This window comes from Sphingobium yanoikuyae (assembly GCF_034424525.1).
Classification (GTDB): domain Bacteria; phylum Pseudomonadota; class Alphaproteobacteria; order Sphingomonadales; family Sphingomonadaceae; genus Sphingobium; species Sphingobium yanoikuyae.
The window spans coordinates 2,359,167-2,371,707 of record NZ_CP139979.1; the positions used below are offsets into that span (position 1 = coordinate 2,359,167).

Below are 12,541 nucleotides of genomic sequence, written 5' to 3' on the forward strand. Positions count from 1 at the left end.
ACGACGGAAATCGCGCGCGACTTGCGAAAATATCGCCATCTTGTCAAGGAAATCGCGCAATATGCCGGGCAAACCAGCCGTTTTTCTGCCAATCAATCCTCGGCGTCCGCTTCCACCAGCCGCCTGAAGCTGTCGATCCCGCAACTCGCGCCACTGCGCGCCTGCAACTCGTCCCGCCCCGAACAGAGCGACCCATCCTCGTCCGGTTCGACATAGAAGCCCGAATAGAAGCTGGCGGAATCGCATCCCCGCTCCAGTCGCGCGCGATAGCGATGCTTGTCCGCCAGGATCAGGTCGACCCCGTTGGACACCACGATGCTGGCCCCGCGAATCGATCGCAACGCCACACAGCGCGGCCCCTTCTTCTCTTCCCAGCGCTCGTCGCTCTTGGGCACGACTCGCGTCGGCGCCCGCCCCTTGGCCATCGGAACACGAATGATCACGCGCTGCTCGATCGTCAGTTGCGCCCATTGCACCGGGTCGGCAGCAGGTGCTGCAAGCAGCATCAGGATGGTATGAACCAAGCGGAACCCCTTTTGGGAGTGGCAAGCTATCGGCCAACGGTTGAACCGTCGATGAATTCCGGGGCATAGCATGTCCCATGACAGAACAAGCCATAATCGCACAGGATGCCATCGATCGCTTCGTCGCCCTGCTCGGCCCCAAGGGCGTCATTACCGATGCCGACGATATCGCCCCCTGGGTCAGCGACTGGCGCGGCCGCTATCATGGTGCGGCCCGCGCGATCCTGTCGCCGGCCACGACGCGCGAAGTGGCCGACTGCGTGGCGCTGGCGGCGGAACTGGGCATCGCCCTCGTCCCCCAGGGCGGCAACACGTCGATGGTCGGCGGCGCGACACCGCCGGCCGACGGATCGGCGCTGATCCTGTCGTTGCGCCGCATGAACCAGATCCGCAACCTGTCGGCCGACGACAATCTGGCGGTGTGCGAGGCCGGGGTCATCCTTTCCAATCTGCACGACGCCGCCGAAGCGGCCGGCCGTCGCTTTCCGCTCAGTCTGGGGGCCAAGGGATCGGCCACGATCGGCGGCCTCGTCTCGACCAATGCCGGCGGCACCCAGGTGCTGCGCCACGGCACGATGCGCGCGCTGGTCGAGGGGATCGAGGCGGTGCTGCCCGACGGCAGCATCTTCGACGGACTGGACGCGCTCAAGAAGGATAATCGCGGCTATGACATCAAACAGTTGCTGATCGGTGCGGAGGGTACGCTGGGCGTCATCACCGCGGCCGCCCTGCGGCTGGTGCCCGCCATCGCCGCCCGCGCGGTCGGCTGGGTCAGCGTGCAGACCCCCGCCGATGCCCTCGCCCTGCTGCGTCTGGTCGAAGGCGAACTGGGCGACAGCGTCGAGGGGTTCGAGGTGATTGCCGACGATGGCCTCGGCCATGTCCTGTCCCATATTCCCGGCACGCGCTGCCCGATCGAGACCCGGACGCCCTGGCATGTGCTGATCGAGGTCGACCATGGCGACATGCGCGAGCCCGGCCCGACCGAGCGGCTGGAAGGCGCGCTCGGCCTGGCGCTGGAACGCGGCATCGCGATCGACGCCGCCATTGCCGCCAGCGAAGCCCAGGCAGAGGCCTTCTGGCGCATCCGCGAATCCCTGTCGGAATCCGAAAAGGCGCAGGGGCCCGCGCTGCAATATGACATCAGCGTGCCGGTGCCGCGCATGCCGGCCTTCATGCTGGAGGCTGCCGCCGCCGCCGAAGCAGCCTTCCCCGGCACGACCGCCTCTTCCTTCGGCCATCTGGGCGACGGCAATGTCCATTTCCATGTCCGCGCGCCCAGGGGCACCAGCGACGGTCCGGCCTGGATCGCGGCGCAGGGCCAGGCGATCAACGCCTTCGTCCATGACGCGGTGGTCGCCGCGGGCGGTTCCATCTCGGCCGAACATGGCATCGGCCAGATGAAGCGCGCCGAACTCGGACGCCTCGCCAGCCCGGCCCGCATCCATGCCCTGCGCGCGATAAAGACAGCCTTCGATCCGGGCGGCATCATGAACCCCGACAAGCTCATCCCTCGCCCCGACGAGGGTTGAGCGCAGCATATCCACAAAGCGATTGCCTAGCGGGATAGCTCCGATTATCCCGTCACACCCATATTCGGATCAGCGACGCAAGCCTTGCGCGCTTTCTAACAGGACGGAACAACATCATGGCCAGCGCGCCCGCGAACAGCCTTCCCATCTTCTACAACGACCTGATCCCGCTCAGCACCGTCGATCATGCTGATTATCGCACCCAGCCGGTCGATGCCGCTCCGTTCCTGGTGACCCAGCACGCCGTGCCGCTGACCATCGACGAATTCGTCTCGGCCCAGCGCTTCGTGCCGATCATCTTCTCGGCTGGCCAGGATTCGGTGCCGCTCGCGCTGATGGGCCTCAACGAAGGCGTGAACGTCTTCGTCGATGACGAAGGCAAGCTGCGCGGCCCGGCCTATATCCCGGCCTATGTCCGTCGCTATCCCTGGATGCTGGCCAAGCTGCGTCCCGACAGCGACGAACTCTCGCTCTGCTTCGACCCGACCAGCAAGGCGATCGGCACCGAAGGCGACGGCCCGGTCCTGTTCGAAAATGGCCAGCCGACCGACGTGACCAAGGGCATCCTGAAGTTCTGCGAGGATTTCGAGCAGGCCGCCGCCCGCACCGGCCAGTTCATGAAGGACCTGGCCGAGATGGACCTGCTGATGGATGGCGAAGTCGCGATCCAGACCCCGAACAACGAACAGCCCTTCGTCTATCGCGGCTTCCGCATGGTGAACGAGGAAAAGCTGCGCGACCTGCGTGGTGACCAGCTGCGCAAGATCAACCAGAACGGCCTGCTGCCGCTGATCCACGCCCACCTCTTCTCGCTGCAGCTGATGCGCGAGATCTTTGAAGGCCAGGTCAGCCAGGGCAAGGGCCCGATCGCTGTACCGGCCGCACCGGTGCCAGCAGACGCCTAAACTCCGATCAACTCCGTTAATCGCAAATATATCGGGACAGGGCGGGGCTTGCTCTTGAAAGCAGCCGCGCCCTGTCCTATTTCTGTTGCATGCGATGCACCTGCCCCCCTTTCGGGTGCGTCGTATAGGGCGCCTCCCCCTTGGAGGCGTCTCCTCCCTGAACCTGGCCACCCCGTGCATCGCATGGGGTGGTTTTTTATGGGCTGCAGTCAGCGTAGGTCGCCGGAAATTTTCGCTGCTTTCGCTTGACGCCATCGCCAGCCCTGCCTAAAGGCACGCCCCTGCCTGTCGCCCATGCGACATACGGCCCCTTCGTCTAGCGGTTAGGACGCGGCCCTCTCACGGCTGAAACACGGGTTCGATTCCCGTAGGGGTCACCATTTCGGCGATTTTCCGCAGATTTGCGAGAAACTCCGGCAGGTGCGCCCATATCACGAGGTCAGGCGGTCCATTTAGGTGGTCCATATGAGCACTCGATTGCTCTCCCCCTTAAGGCGCAAAAACTCCTCGCAATATCGGTTCCGCATGGTCGTACCGCCCCATTATCGGGGGCAGATCGGCAAGGCAGAAATCAAGCAGTCACTCTGCACGGACGACCTCGGCGAAACCCGAGGACACGCTTGCCGGCACGGATGCGATCGATGGCTATCTAACAGACTGTCCGTCGAGTTGGGCAGTATGGACAAAGCCATTTCTCACGAACGCGATGGGATCGCTCTGGCTGAAACAGACCATCTGAAATGCCCTATGGCGGAGGAATTGGGTCTTCAGTCCGGTGATAGCCATCCTCTGCCGGGCAGTCCCGACCCTGCCTATCACCACCCATCGATGCAGGCGCTCATCCATTCACGGCACAATGCGACGACCGCGATGCGGAAAGGCGCAGCTTCCGGCAAGGGTGTACGAGGACTGGGCCGCCAAGCAGCCCGCTTCGGTGCGAAAGCGTTGCGATGAATGGCGCGTTTCGATCCGTCGTTTCGCCAAAATATTCGGCGACATCGATGTCGCCGATGTCGACCGGGACATGGTCATCGATTTTCGCGAGGCGATGGCACGGCTGCCAACGCGGCCGAAGAAGCATGTGGCATGCTTGCCGCTGCTGGATCAGATCCGGCCGGGCCTACATGACGCTGGTTCGTTCGGCGCATAAATTTCTGGTCCATCGGATGCTGCAAAATCTTAAGCGGCATCTCGATGATGCGGACGCGAGCCGAGAGCCCGAATCGGACTCCCTACTCGCCACGACCGAGATGGGCTGCTGAACCGCCTTTCACGGAACGCATGGCCGACTTTTGCGCCGCGCGAAGTGGGACGTTATCCAGCCTCCTCAACCGTCGACGCATGCTGGAGGGTGAGAGGCGGCAATTGAATGCCCAGCGCGTTGAGAGTGCCCGCGCAGTGAACCACGGTGAGCGTAAGCATGGCATCGCGATGGAATGATTTCGTATAGCTCAGTACCCGCTGCGCCTGCGCCAGCCAGGCGAGTAGCGAAAGCTCGTCACGGCCGAGCCAGCTAGTACCGGGCACATTGACGCGCATGCCAGCGCGGTGCGCCAGATCACGAAGCCGACCAAATTGCGCCTCATAGAGGAACAGGGCCTGATCGTCGGTCTGGTCTCCTCGCAGCATGCGGATGACGCGCTGTTCGATAAACGAACGGCGCTTGAGCGCCATCGCCGTTCGACGCGGCGATCCTCGGGCGATTATTGCCAATGAGACACTCTCCCAATGAGGGTTTTCAGGCCCAATGAGGGTTTTCAGGACATGAAAAACTCTACGGGGACCACCAGTTCGATGCTGTCGCCCTTCACCTCTTCAGGCGGTCTGGGCAGCGGCGAGGCCCGCTTGGGCAGGCTGAGAGCCTCGTCGTCGAGGGAGCGGACGCCCGAGGACCGCTCCAGCCGGACAGACAAGACCTTGCCTTCGCGGTTCATGACGAAGCGGATATAGGGCACGCCCTGCTGGCGCCGGAACGCCGCCTCCCGCGGATAGCGCTTCACCTTGTTGAGCGCGCCCAGCACAAGGCCTTCCCAACTGGGTTTGGCATCGCTGGCCTTCTGCGCGGGCGGTGCCGGCTTGGTTTCCGGCGCCGTGGTCTTCTCGATCGGCGGGCCGGGATCGATGACAGGCTTGGCCGCAACCAATGTGACCGGGTTCTGGCTTGGGATCGCTATTTCGGGAACCTCGATCCTGGGGCGATCGGGCTGAAGCTGCGCCTTTTCCTTCTGGACCTGTTCGGGGCCTGGGGACGCCTGCCGCTGCGGTTCGGGCGGTGCGGCGGGAGCCGCAATATCGAACACGCTGAGCGCTGGCGTTGGCTTTGCTGCGGTATAGACCTGCCAGGACAAAAACAGGCCAGCAGCTATGACCATGGCGACGCAGCAAACCCCGCCCATTCCGAACAGCCGCCTCTGAAGGCTCATGGGCTGGTCCGCATAGCGACCCGATGGCCGCCATTCTGACGCTGCTGATATCGCCCCCATCTCGACGAGGCCCGACTGGCGGGCAGAATCGTCCGGCGCATCATAGGCCAGAGGGGCAACCCGCGCGCTGCCGCGATTGACCGTCATGCTCTCATTTCCTCACCCAACGGGCGCGGTCGCTCGCCCTGGGCAGGCTGATCTCATCATGTTCGACGATCGCCTGATGGCCGGGCCCTATGTCGAACAGGACATAATAGGGGCCTTTGGGCCGCGCGAAGGTCAGCGTGCCATCCTTGCCCAGTTTGCCGGCCAGCAGCCGCCTGTCGGCATGATCGATTACCTCAAGGCGCTCGCCCTGTGCTGTTTCCCCTTCGGCATAGCCTCCCCGACACCGGACAGTCGCCGGGTCCAGCAACACGCATTTGAGGATCGGTTCATGCGCCAGCGCAGGCATCGACAAGCCGCCGATGATGACGGCCAGCCCACAGGCTAGAGATTTTCTCACAGCTGTCATTTCGTGCGCTCCTGATTGGCGAACCAAGTGACGGTCGCAGGCGAGACGGCGGCCATCGGCCACGATGTCTGATGGACCGCGCCGTCCTTGCCCACGACCGTCATCCATAATTCACTCCTGGCGGTGAGATCGGAGGGCAACTGGATCTGTGCCGAACGCTCCCAGCGGCCCCCATCGAACGCAACGCCCGAAGCGCGCATGGCGCGCGGGCGATTGACCTTGAGGGTGACGCGCAGGATCTGGTTGTCGCAGCTTTCGCAAAAGCGCAGGCGATAGGCTTTCATCGGCACATCCATGTCGACCAGTTCCGGGCCATCACGGTCAGTCTCGGCAAAAGTGAAAGTCCAGGGGCCGACCTGACCATGTATCGCATCCTCGCGTTGCAAGGGCTTGGTCTCCACCTGTGCGAAGGCAACGACGAAGGCCCCGGCGGTCGAAGCCAGCAGAAGCCAGCCGATCCAACGCCGCGATTGGCGGATCGGCTCTTCGACCACCAGCGCGGTCTTCTTGCGCGGGCTACGGTCCGCGCTGGCCTTGACCGGCGGCTGCCACGGCCATTTCGGCAGGGCGAAGACGAGTGCGACCGCAGCGAGGCCAATCCATCCGGTCCATATGGCAATGCCGACTCCGGCCGTCACAAGCCCGGCGATGCCAAGCGCCAATGCGCCTGCCAGTAGCGCCCAGCCACCGATCCGTGCCACCAGGCGCCAGTGCGGCGCGGGCACGATGCGCAGCAGATGTTTGGCATGGCGCTCCATGCCCACGGCCAGTGCCACGAAGCCAAGGAAGCTCAGCGCCAGCATGGCGAGATGCACGACGCTCACGCTGCGCCTCCCGCACCGAGCAGCCATGCCGCCGCGCTCAGCAACGCCGTGCCGCCCAGCACGACGCCCCAGATCCACCGCAGGCGACGGACATGGAAGGCCCAGATGACGAACCCGGCATAGAGCGCAAAGCTCAACATGGATGCGCTCAGCACCGCTTGCGCCTTGGGAAGCGGCCAGACGAGCGCGAGCAGCACGGTTGCGGCAGAGATCAGCGCATAACCGCCCAGAAATGCGCCTGCGACCCGCGATGCGACCGCCAGGCGGTAGCCCACGGAAACGGACTTGCCCCGGCTCATGCCTGCGCCGCCCGCAGCACGGGTTGACGGGCAGTCGTCGCCGGCACGGACCGCAAACGCCGCTGCACCTTGCGAGCCGTGAAGGCGAAGGCACCGGCGAGGCCCAGCATGGTGAGATCGAACCCGGCGAATACCCAGTCTCCCTCGCTCAGCGAGACCGGCAGACCCCGCCCGGTCGTCAGCGCATTCAGCAGCGGCACGCAGGCGAAAGCGGCGCAACTCGCCCACAGCAGTTCGATCCATGCCCGACGCAGTGGACGGCCCAGCGCGTAGAACAGCGTGCCCAGCCACAGCGCGAACAGACTGTGATATTCCCAGGCCGCACGGTCCATCATGTCGACCGGAAGCAGTCGATTGGCCCAAAAGAAGCCCGCTACCGCCAGCGGCAGGCCTGCAATCGTGGCGACGTTCAGGCTCTCGACCAGACGCACGCCGAACTGCTCCTGATGCCCGCGGTCTTCGTTCAGATGAAAGCGGCGCCGCTTGACCGACCACAGCACCAGTCCCGTACCGACCATCGCGCAGCCAAGCAGGCCGGACGCAAAATAGGCCCAGCGCCCCCAGATATCGGCGTAGAGGCCTTCATGCAGGTTGAACAGCACGCTCTGCGTCACGCCCGGCGCGCCGCTGGAGGCCGGCTCATCGGGCAGGCGCTCGCCGGTGTCGGCGTTGAACCGCATGGTTGCCGCGTCATTGCGCCCAAGGCCCATCGGGACATGGGTCAGTTCCACTGCCGGCCCCTCGCCTTCCATCCGCTCGACGGTGATCCAGGCGATCTGGTCCATGCCCCACGCCTTGCCAGCCTGTGCGATCATGGACGCGAGCGGTGCTGCCGGACGGCCTATCGGTGCATGCTTGTGCTCTCCGCCTTCGTACAGTTCATCATAATAGGCCCCGCTCGTTTCCGGGTCGGTGCCGTAGACCACGTCCTTGCCGGCAGGCATGTAGGCGAAGAGAAAGAAGACCAGCCCGCTATAGGTGATCATCAGGAAGAAGGGCAGCGCCATCACGCTGACCACATTATGCGCATCCAGCCAGGAACGCTGGCCCTTGCCGGGGCGGAAGGTGAAGAAGTCCTTGAAGATCTTCTTGTGGGTGATGACCCCGCTGACGATCGCCAGCAGCATCAGCATCGTGGCCATGCCGACGATCCGGATCGCCCAGTCATAGGGCAGGTAGTGCAGTGCATAGTGCATGCGGTAGAGGCCAACGCCGCCCGCCGTCTCTCGCGGTTCGGGATCGGGCGGCAGGACGGCGCCGCTGGCCGGGTCAAGGCGTTCGCTACTGCTGGCGCCATAGTCATGCGTCCCGCTCGGCATTTCCTCCCAGCGGACGGAGAAATTCTGCCAGTCGCGGTTCCCCTGTTGCCGGTAGGGGAAGACGATCTGCCAACTCGCGGCGACCGGGGCGACTGTGGCCAATCGTTCGATGGCCCGGTCGGTCAGGATCATGCGATCAACCTCGACAGGCGCCACCGTGACCACCCGCTCGGGCTGCATCCAGCGGCTAATCTCCTGCTGGAAATAGCCCGCCGTGCCGGTCACGAAGACGAAGAACAGCAGCCAGCCTGCCACCAGTCCAACCCAGGTGTGCAGCCAGGCCATCGACTGGCGGAATGCGTCTTTCATGCGATTGCTTTTCAATACCGTTTGGAGAGCGTCTGTCAGTTAGACGTTTGACCGCTGCGGATTTTCACATTTTCTCTCGCAACGTGACACGGCCCATGCCCGCGCGTGGCTTGCTTGACCAAGCAAAGCTGCCTTTGGAGCGAGGCGTTCGCCGCTATATCCCGCGCGAAACCTTCGACTGGGAATGTCGGAGGTTTCGCGCTGGTCATCGGCTCAGTAGGTTCCGCGCAGCGTCACCATGAAGTTGCGGGGATTGCCATAAGTCGCCGCGCTGCTGGTGGAAACGCGGTACGTCTTGTTGGCGAGATTATCGAGGTAGACACCCAGCGTCAGATGCCGGTTGATCTCGTAATCGGCGCTGGCACCGATCACGGCATAGCCCTTGCGCAAGTCCGAGTTGCCGAACACGCGGACGCCGGCACCAAGGCGCAGCCCCTCAAGCGCGTCGGGAAGCTGATAGGTGCTCCACACCCGCGCCGAATGCTTGGGTGCCCAGAGCAGGATCGGGCCGCCTTCGTCGTCTTCCTTGTTCTTGGTCACGTTGAACGTGTATCCGGCGGAAATCTGCCAGCTCTGCGTCAGCGCGCCTTTCAGTTCTGCGTCGAACCCCTTGCTGGTCTGAAGCTTCGCCACGCGTTGCATATAGGTGGTGCCATAGCCGGGGATGACGACCTGCCCCTGCGTTTCATCATTCACGTAGACGTTGTTCTTCTCGATGTAGAACACCGAAAAGGCCGCCTGCAATGCACCTCCGTTGAGGTCACCCTTGACGCCGCCCTCGAAGTTGCGGCCAGTGGTCGGCTTGTCCGAGAAGCTGATCTGCGTGGCATCCTCGTGCCACTGGCCGATCGGCACGATGTTCTGCATCGGCTCGAAGATTTCGGAGTAGCTGGCATAGGTCGTCCAGTCGGGCGAGACGTCGTAGGTGACGGCCGCGTAAGGCACGAACTTGCCGATCGTCTGGCCCCGGAAATTCTCGTTGCGGCTGTAGCGCCCGCCGATAATCACCTTGACCGGATCGGCAATATGCATGCCCAGCGTGCCCCAGAAGCCGTAACGGCTCGTGACCCAGCCGTCTTCGCTATAGACGCTGCCCCAAGTGCCGTAACCGCTCCAGGTGGCGATTTCGGCCTTGGTCGGCTTGGCGTAGCGATAATAGGTCAGATAGTCTTCGACCGTCACACCGGCTATGCTGCCGATCGGGTTGGTCGAATTGGCGTCGCTGCGCGACCAGTTCGCGCCGACGGCAACGTCGTGCTGTCGGCCGAACAGGGTGAACTTGCCCTTCAAATTGGCGTCCGCCATCGTCTGGTTGGAATAGCCGTGCGACATCCAGCGCATGAAGAAACCGCTGGGGACTGCCGCATCGGAATTGATGCCGATGCCATAATAGCCATAAAGCTCGTCGGAATCGACTTCGCTGCGGGTGAGGTTGACGGTCAGGTTCCAGTCGGGGCTGAAATCGTGGCTGGCCTTGGCGAAATATTGCAGGGTCTGCGCCTTGTCATAGGACCATTCGGGCATCCAGGAATCCCGCTTCGACAGGATCGGCAGATTCTCCGGCGTGCCGAGACTGCCCGAACGCCATGCCAATGTGCGTTCATATTTCTGCGTGTTCAGATCGTCATAGCTCAGGCCCGCCGACAGCGTTGTATGCGCGCCTGCGTCCCATTCAATGATGCCATAGCCGAACTTGTCCTTGGTATAGGCGCCGGTGAAATAGGAATCCGCGTCCTGCCAGCCCGCCACCACGCGGGCGCGCAATGTGCCCGAGGCATTGAGCGGACCGCCCACGTCAAGCTCGGCGCGGTAATTGTCCCAGCTTCCCGCATAGGCGGCGAACTTGATCTGGCGCTTGGTCGTCGGGCGCTTGCGCACAAGGTTGACCGTGCCGCTGGCGTCCCCGTTTCCCGAATAGAGCCCATCCGCACCGCGCATCACCTCGACATGGTCATAGGCGAGCAGATTGGGCAGGCCGACGCCGTTGATGATCGATTGCAGGCCGTCATGCATGCGCATGGGGCTGCCGCCGTCTATCGTCAGGTTCTGCATCAGAAAGCCGCGCGAATAGAATACGGGGGTACGGGCATTATAGGAGGCCACGTAGACGCCGGTCACCTGATCGAGCGCGGCGGTCACGGTGGTGATATCCTTGTCCTCGATCTCCTGCGCGGTCAGCACGGTGACGCTGCGGGGGATGTCGCGCAGGCGCTGCGCCGACTTGCCGCCGACCTGTGCATATTGCCCGGCAAGGGACTTCGTACCCTCGGTCATCGTCAGGGCAAGATCCGCGCCATCGGTGCCGTTGGCCGTCATGGTTGCAGTAGCGCCCTCGACCCTCACCGGCCCCAGCTGGACCGCCCCCTCAGCAGACCTGGGTGCTCTTTCAAGCGTATAGGAGCGCGCACCGCTCTGCCGGAAGGTGAGGCCTGTTCCGACCAGCAGGCGCGATAGCGCCTCGGCCGGGCCATAGCTGCCCTGAAGGCCCGGACTGGCAATGCCGTTCGTCAGGTCTGCATCATAGATGATTTCGATATCGGCTACCTCGCCAAGGCGGTTGAGCGCAACGGCCAGCGGCCCGGCAGGCACATTATAGCTGCGCCCCTGGGCATAGGCGCTCGTTGGCATGACGATCCCGGCGCCCAGCGCGGTCGTAGCGAGCAACGTTGCCGGAATGACAGTGCGAAATCCCGCCATAGCAGCCTTGCCGGCCTCTACAATCTTCACGTGTTACCCCCCAAAATTCAGGCATCTGATATGAATGGCAATTCGCTAATGCGAAGCGCCTTCAAGAACATGACGTCTCAAATCTCGAAGTGAGAACCGGGGAGCCGAATTTTTTTGTGGGTTCAGTCGTGAATGAAAATCACCCGGTCGGTGAGACGGATGGAAGCCAGCTTCAAGGATGCCTGGAGTGTGTCGAGCGCGGCGACGGGATTGTCGGTGCGGAAAATCCCGCTGACGCGCCGGTTGCCCAGATCGGTGCCGATGATGCCGATATATCCCGGATGATAGCGATTAAGCTCCGCCACCACGGCTCGCAGCGGCTGGTCCACGAAGACAAGCCGTTTGCGGGTCCAGGCGGAGACCGCATTTGCATCGACCGTGCGAACGGAACCAACGCCGTTCCTGTCATATCTGACGGACTGCCCTTCCTTCACGATCGCGATGGAGGCCCCGGCGCCCGGCGCTGCCACGCGAACGCTGTGCAGGGTAACGGTAATCTGCGTCCTGTCGGCATGACGATCGACGATGAACCGCGTGCCCAGCGCCGTGGTCGATCCGCCTTTCGCTTCGACCGAGAATGGGCGCCGGGGATCGCGCGCCACCGAAAAGGCGGCTTCGCCTTTCAGCACATGCACGATCCGGCGATCGGGCTGATAATCGATGGATATGGCGCTGTCGGTATTGAGCTGGACCTGCGATCCATCGGCAAGGGTCATGGTGCGCTGTTCGCCCGTCGCCGTCATTGCATCGGACCGCAGCGCTGTCGGCCAGTCCCCGATCGCGCCCGCGACAAGAAGGGCGACGCTGGCCGCGACGGCCGGCGCAATCCATTTTCTTTTGCCTTCCGGTCGGCCCACCGGCGGATAACCCGGCAATGGCGGTTCGCTGAGCCTGCGCTGCGTCACTTCCGAACGAATGGCCGGATGCCCCATGAAACGCCACGCCGCACGGGCCTTTTCAAAGGCCGGCGGGTGACGGGGATCGCTGCCAAGCCATTGTTCCAGGGCCGCAATGCCATCATCGCTCAGGCCGGCATCCTGTTCGATCGCCCAGCGCGTCGCGGCATCCTCGATCGGATCCGGGGCATCGTCGTCAGCGCTCATAGTGCATTCCGATCGCTTCTCCCGCCTCAACCATGGAATTTTCACACTCTCCATAATCATTG

At 63.3% G+C, this 12,541-nt stretch carries 12 protein-coding genes and 1 tRNA gene; 4 read left to right on the forward strand and 9 right to left on the reverse strand.

Features of this window, described 5'->3' with window-relative positions; translation table 11 throughout:
* Positions 1–92: 92 nt before the first annotated feature.
* Positions 93–524 carry a hypothetical protein gene (locus U0025_RS10855; RefSeq protein WP_004207401.1) on the reverse strand — a complete coding sequence of 144 codons (432 nt, stop codon included), beginning with the start codon at positions 522–524 and terminating at the stop codon, positions 93–95.
* A 77-nt stretch (positions 525–601) separates the two neighbouring features.
* Here U0025_RS10855 and U0025_RS10860 point away from each other — a divergent pair, with 77 nt between their 5' ends.
* The 4 genes from U0025_RS10860 (at position 602) to U0025_RS10875 (ending at position 4,111) form a co-directional block, all read left to right on the forward strand.
* On the forward strand, positions 602–2,056 hold the full coding sequence (locus tag U0025_RS10860) for an FAD-binding oxidoreductase (RefSeq protein WP_004207402.1): 1,455 nt from the start codon (positions 602–604) through the stop codon (positions 2,054–2,056).
* 116 nt (positions 2,057–2,172) lie between these two features.
* Entirely contained in the window at positions 2,173–2,961 is a 789-nt protein-coding gene (locus U0025_RS10865; protein ID WP_004207403.1) for a SapC family protein, read from the forward strand.
* A gap of 305 nt (positions 2,962–3,266) precedes the next feature.
* Positions 3,267–3,341, forward strand: a tRNA-Glu gene (locus U0025_RS10870).
* 518 nt (positions 3,342–3,859) lie between these two features.
* A complete protein-coding gene (locus U0025_RS10875) occupies positions 3,860–4,111 on the forward strand; it encodes a hypothetical protein (RefSeq protein ID WP_037490186.1) in 252 nt (83 codons plus the stop codon).
* Between the two features lie 164 nt (positions 4,112–4,275).
* Here U0025_RS10875 and U0025_RS10880 read toward each other — a convergent pair whose 3' ends face one another.
* From U0025_RS10880 to U0025_RS10915, 8 genes are all read right to left on the reverse strand, one after another.
* Positions 4,276–4,635: a hypothetical protein gene (locus U0025_RS10880; RefSeq protein ID WP_004207404.1), complete on the reverse strand. Its 360-nt coding sequence runs from the start codon at positions 4,633–4,635 to the stop codon at positions 4,276–4,278.
* 83 nt (positions 4,636–4,718) lie between these two features.
* Entirely contained in the window at positions 4,719–5,531 is an 813-nt protein-coding gene (locus U0025_RS10885) for an energy transducer TonB family protein (RefSeq protein ID WP_004207405.1), read from the reverse strand.
* A 4-nt stretch (positions 5,532–5,535) separates the two neighbouring features.
* A complete protein-coding gene (locus U0025_RS10890; RefSeq protein WP_004207406.1) occupies positions 5,536–5,898 on the reverse strand; it encodes a hypothetical protein in 363 nt (120 codons plus the stop codon).
* Positions 5,895–6,722, reverse strand: a complete 828-nt coding sequence (locus U0025_RS10895; protein WP_004207407.1) for a DUF3325 domain-containing protein — start codon at positions 6,720–6,722, stop codon at positions 5,895–5,897. The genes U0025_RS10890 and U0025_RS10895 overlap by 4 nt, the downstream gene beginning before the upstream one ends.
* A complete protein-coding gene (locus tag U0025_RS10900) occupies positions 6,719–7,021 on the reverse strand; it encodes a hypothetical protein (protein WP_004207408.1) in 303 nt (100 codons plus the stop codon). The genes U0025_RS10895 and U0025_RS10900 overlap by 4 nt, the downstream gene beginning before the upstream one ends.
* A complete protein-coding gene (locus U0025_RS10905; protein WP_004207409.1) occupies positions 7,018–8,649 on the reverse strand; it encodes a PepSY-associated TM helix domain-containing protein in 1,632 nt (543 codons plus the stop codon). Before U0025_RS10905 ends, U0025_RS10900 begins: the two co-directional genes overlap by 4 nt.
* A 213-nt stretch (positions 8,650–8,862) precedes the next feature.
* Positions 8,863–11,376, reverse strand: a complete 2,514-nt coding sequence (locus tag U0025_RS10910) for a TonB-dependent siderophore receptor (RefSeq protein ID WP_157225175.1) — start codon at positions 11,374–11,376, stop codon at positions 8,863–8,865.
* A 122-nt stretch (positions 11,377–11,498) separates the two neighbouring features.
* Complete coding sequence (locus tag U0025_RS10915; RefSeq protein ID WP_004207411.1) at positions 11,499–12,479, reverse strand: FecR family protein; 981 nt, start codon at positions 12,477–12,479, stop codon at positions 11,499–11,501.
* Positions 12,480–12,541: the final 62 nt, after the last annotated feature.

What these genes read in the sequence shown, in the direction of transcription:
- U0025_RS10905 (WP_004207409.1), bottom strand. Translation starts at nt 8,649, where the DNA reads ATGAAAGACGCATTCCGCCAGTCGATGGCCTGGCTGCACACCTGGGTT.
- U0025_RS10880 (WP_004207404.1), bottom strand. Translation starts at nt 4,635, where the DNA reads ATGGCGCTCAAGCGCCGTTCGTTTATCGAACAGCGCGTCATCCGCATG.
- U0025_RS10900 (WP_004207408.1), bottom strand. Translation starts at nt 7,021, where the DNA reads ATGAGCCGGGGCAAGTCCGTTTCCGTGGGCTACCGCCTGGCGGTCGCA.
- U0025_RS10860 (WP_004207402.1), top strand. Translation starts at nt 602, where the DNA reads ATGACAGAACAAGCCATAATCGCACAGGATGCCATCGATCGCTTCGTC.
- U0025_RS10865 (WP_004207403.1), top strand. Translation starts at nt 2,173, where the DNA reads ATGGCCAGCGCGCCCGCGAACAGCCTTCCCATCTTCTACAACGACCTG.
- U0025_RS10890 (WP_004207406.1), bottom strand. Translation starts at nt 5,898, where the DNA reads ATGACAGCTGTGAGAAAATCTCTAGCCTGTGGGCTGGCCGTCATCATC.
- U0025_RS10915 (WP_004207411.1), bottom strand. Translation starts at nt 12,479, where the DNA reads ATGAGCGCTGACGACGATGCCCCGGATCCGATCGAGGATGCCGCGACG.
- U0025_RS10885 (WP_004207405.1), bottom strand. Translation starts at nt 5,531, where the DNA reads ATGACGGTCAATCGCGGCAGCGCGCGGGTTGCCCCTCTGGCCTATGAT.